Origin of the sequence: Streptomyces sp. NPDC059564 (assembly GCF_042735575.1) — a bacterium.
Classification (GTDB): Bacteria; Actinomycetota; Actinomycetes; order Streptomycetales; family Streptomycetaceae; genus Streptomyces.
On sequence record NZ_JBHWBP010000525.1, the window covers coordinates 1 to 3761 of the forward strand.

The 3761-nt window shown below is 75.7% G+C and carries 4 protein-coding genes; all 4 read left to right on the plus strand.

Translation table 11 applies throughout. The annotated features are described in order from the left end of the window. The first annotated feature begins 183 nt into the window (after window positions 1–183). The 4 genes from ACFV0Q_RS39465 to ACFV0Q_RS39480 all read left to right on the plus strand — a co-directional run bounded on the left by ACFV0Q_RS39465 (window position 184) and on the right by ACFV0Q_RS39480 (window position 3685). Window positions 184–1332 (plus strand): ArsA family ATPase, encoded by a 1149-nt coding sequence (locus ACFV0Q_RS39465; protein ID WP_385012666.1) that lies wholly within the window; start codon window positions 184–186, stop codon window positions 1330–1332. Window positions 1333–1405: 73 nt separating this feature from the next. Next, window positions 1406–1864 carry a DUF5304 domain-containing protein gene (locus ACFV0Q_RS39470; protein WP_385012668.1) on the plus strand — a complete coding sequence of 153 codons (459 nt, stop codon included), beginning with the start codon at window positions 1406–1408 and terminating at the stop codon, window positions 1862–1864. 61 nt (window positions 1865–1925) lie between these two features. Then, complete coding sequence (locus ACFV0Q_RS39475; protein ID WP_385012669.1) at window positions 1926–2867, plus strand: ROK family glucokinase; 942 nt, start codon at window positions 1926–1928, stop codon at window positions 2865–2867. A 62-nt stretch (window positions 2868–2929) separates the two neighbouring features. Continuing rightward, complete coding sequence (locus tag ACFV0Q_RS39480) at window positions 2930–3685, plus strand: endonuclease/exonuclease/phosphatase family protein (protein ID WP_385012671.1); 756 nt, start codon at window positions 2930–2932, stop codon at window positions 3683–3685. Window positions 3686–3761 lie beyond the last annotated feature (76 nt).

The following is a 3761-nucleotide window of genomic DNA, read 5'->3' on the forward strand; positions in this document are numbered from 1 at the left end:
CTTGACGCGCCCCTCGCGCGGTTCGGCCGCGAGCGGCCTCCCCGGCTTCGCACCGCTGCGCCGGACTCCGTCCGGCGGCCTGCGGGGCGGGGCCGGTGCGCGTGGCCGGGCCCACCCGCAGGCACCCACGAAGACGCAGCGGCGCGAAGCCCATGAGGCCCGTCGCCGAGGAGAAAGGCCCCCATGCCGCAGACCCTGCTGGTCACCGGCCCCGGAGGCGCCGGGCGGACCACCGTCGCCGCCGCCACCGCGCTCGCCGCGGCCCGCGACGGCCGGCGGGTGCTGCTGCTGTCCGCCGAGGATCCGCTCCACGGGGCCCCGGCCCCTGACCGCCTCCGGGTGGCCCGGATCGACTCCGGCGCGGAGTTCCGTACCGAACTCGCCGCCCTCCAGGAACGCGGCGCCACCCTCATCGGCATGCTCGGCGGCCGCCCCCTCGGCGCCGAGGAGCTCACCGAGCTGCCCGGCGCCGAACAGTTCGCGCTGCTGCGCGCCCTGCGGCGGGCCGCCTCCGCGCCCGACACCGACCTCGTCGTCGTCGACATGCCCCCGCTGCCCCAGGCCGTGGCCACCCTCGCCCTCCCCGCCCAGCTGCGCCGCTACCTCGCCCGGCTGCTCCCCGCCGAACGGCAGGCGGCCCGCGCCCTGCGCCCCGTACTGGCCCAGCTGGCCGGAGTCCCCATGCCCGCGCAGTGGCTGTACGAGGCCGCCGCCCGCTGGGACGAGGAGCTGGCCGCCGTCCAGGCCGTCGTCGAAGCCGGCACCACCGCGGTCCGCCTCGTCGCCGAACCCGGCCCCGCCGCCGACACCGCCCTGCGCACCGGCACGCTCGGGCTCGCCCTGCACGAGCTGCGCCTCCTCGACCTGGTCGCCAACCGGCTCGTCCCGCTGGACTCCGCCGACCCCTGGGTGGCCGGGATCGCCGCCCGGCAGGACGCCTTCCTGGCCGGCCGGGACGCCGGCCTGCCCGTCGTCCGGGCGCCGCACCTCGGCCGGGACCCCCGGGCCCCCGAAGACCTGGAGCTCCTCGCCGCCACCCCCGGCATGACCCCCGCCGCGGCCGCCGCGCCGCCCGCCGGCTGGAGCGTCGAGGACCGGCTCGCCGCCGACGGGGTACTGGTCTGGGTGATCCCGCTGCCCGCCGCCCGCAAGAGCGAGCTCGACCTGATCCGGCGCGGGGACGAGCTGGTCCTCGCCGTGGGCCCGCACCGCAGGATCGTTCCGCTTCCCTCCGCGCTGCGCCGCTGCACCGTCTCCGGCGCCGCCCTCGACGAAGGCGTCCTCCGCGTCCGCTTCACCCCCGACCCGCAGCAGTGGCCCCGGGCGCGCTGAGACCCGTACCGCCGTTCGGGTACCGTCGGAAGTAGCCAGTACCGCACGTCCCGCCGCCGCAGGAGAGTCCGCCATGAGCGAGGCCACCGACCGCCCCACCGACGACGACGCCTGGGCCCGGGCCTGCGCCGAGGACCTCGCCGCCGAGAAGGAGCGCCTGCGCGGACAGGGCGGGACGGGGAACCAGGGCACCGGCACCGCCGCCGAGGAGCTGTTCAAGCTCTTCGAGGCCGTCGCCGACAAGGTCTCCTCCCTGAACAACCCCCTCCTCGGCGTCGCCGCCCAGGGCGCCGTACGCCAGTTCGTCAACCAGGCGAAGACCGCCGCCAAGCCCGTCATCGAGCGCAACCCCGAGGTCTTCGACCACCTCGCCGCCGCCGGATCCGAGCTCCTCGCCGCCTACCGCTCGGCCGTCGAGGGACACGAGCGCCGCTGGACCCGCGACGAGCCGCCCGCCCCGCGCGGGCCCGCCGACGGCGGGGACGACGACGGCCCCGAAGCCGGCCCGGCCGAGCGGATCGATCTCGACTGATCCTCCGCCCGCCTCGGGTACGGTGGGCCGTGGCGGGGTTTGACCGGAAACCGAGGGACTAATGGGACTCACCATCGGCGTCGACATCGGCGGCACGAAGATCGCGGCCGGCGTGGTCGACGAAGAGGGCACCATCCTTGAGACGTACAAGGTGCCCACCCCGCCGACCGCGGACGGAGTGACGGAAGCGATCTGCGCCGCCGTCTCCGAAGTCAGCAGCAACCACACGATCGACGCCGTCGGCATCGGCGCCGCCGGATACGTCGACGACAAGCGCGCCACCGTCCTCTTCGCGCCGAACATCAACTGGCGCCACGAGCCGCTCAAGGACAAGGTCGAGCAGCGCATCGGCCTGCCGGTCGTCGTCGAGAACGACGCGAACTGCGCGGCCTGGGGCGAGTACCGCTTCGGCGCCGGCCAGGGCCACGAGGACGTCATCTGCATCACCCTCGGCACGGGCCTGGGTGGCGGCATCATCATCGGCAACAAGCTGCGCCGCGGCCGCTTCGGCGTGGCCGCCGAGTTCGGCCACATCCGGGTCGTCCCCGACGGCCTGCTCTGCGGCTGCGGCAGCCAGGGCTGCTGGGAGCAGTACGCCTCCGGGCGCGCGCTGGTCCGCTACGCCAAGCAGCGCGCCAACGCCACCCCCGAGAACGCGGCGATCCTGCTCGGGCTGGGCGACGGCACCCCCGAAGGCATCGAGGGCAAGCACATCAGCCAGGCCGCCCGGCAGGGTGACCTGGTCGCCGTCGACTCCTTCCGCGAGCTGGCCCGCTGGGCCGGCGCGGGACTGGCCGACCTGGCGTCCCTCTTCGACCCGTCGGCGTTCATCGTCGGCGGCGGGGTCTCCGACGAGGGCGACCTCGTCCTCGACCCGATCCGCAAGTCCTTCAAGCGCTGGCTGATCGGCGGCGCGTGGCGTCCGCACGCGCAGGTGCTCGCCGCGCAGCTCGGCGGCAAGGCCGGGCTCGTCGGCGCGGCGGACCTGGCGCGCCAGGGCTGACCGCTGTCCGCATCTCTACGGTTGCCCGCCGTGCCCCTTGGGGGAGCGGCGGGCAACTGCGTATGTTGCGGGGCATGCTGCCGAAGTCTGTTACAGAGCCCGACGGTTCTGCCGTGATCCGGGCACTCAGCTACAACATCCGCTCGCTCCGCGACGACGAGGACGCGCTGGCCCGGGTCATCCGGGCCTGCGCGCCCGACCTGGTCTTCGTCCAGGAGGCCCCGCGGTTCTTCCGCTGGCGCAAGCACGCGGCCCGGCTGGCCGCCAAGACCGACCTGGTGGTGCTGAGCGGGGGAGCGACGGCCGCCGGGCCGCTGCTGATGTGCTCGCTACGGGCCTTCGTGGAGCGGACCGAGGACGTCCTGCTCCCGCTGACCCCGGGGCAGCACCGGCGGGGCTTCGCGACGGCCGTGGTCCGCTTCGGGGCGGCGCGGGTCGGGGTCGTCAGCGCCCACCTGTCCCTGGACCGGGCGGAGCGGGCCGCGCAGGCGGGGATGCTGGCGGAGCGGGCCGCCGCGCTGGGTGCGCCGCACGCGATCGTGGCGGCCGACGTGAACGAAGCCCCCGGCGGGCCGGCCTTCGGGCGCCTCACCGAGACCCTGCGGGACTGCTGGACGGTGTCCCCCTGGGGCGGCGAGCGCACCTTCCCGGCGGTGGCGCCGGACCGGCGGATCGACGCGGTGTTCGCTTCGCGGGGGGTGGAGGTCCTCACCTGCGGCGTCCCGGACACCCTCCCCGGCGTAACCCCCCGAGACCTCCACGCAGCCACCGACCACCTCCCGGTCCTGGCCACCCTCCGCCTCCCGGCGTCCCCGTAGCCCGGGCTCGCGCGCCTCAATCGCCGGCGGGGCTGGATGGTGCCGGGTGGAGGCTGGATAGCCCGGAGGTCAATTC

Coding starts and splice junctions, on each gene's coding strand:
- ACFV0Q_RS39475 (WP_385012669.1), top strand. CDS start 1,926: ATGGGACTCACCATCGGCGTCGACATCGGCGGCACGAAGATCGCGGCC.
- ACFV0Q_RS39470 (WP_385012668.1), top strand. CDS start 1,406: ATGAGCGAGGCCACCGACCGCCCCACCGACGACGACGCCTGGGCCCGG.
- ACFV0Q_RS39465 (WP_385012666.1), top strand. CDS start 184: ATGCCGCAGACCCTGCTGGTCACCGGCCCCGGAGGCGCCGGGCGGACC.
- ACFV0Q_RS39480 (WP_385012671.1), top strand. CDS start 2,930: ATGTTGCGGGGCATGCTGCCGAAGTCTGTTACAGAGCCCGACGGTTCT.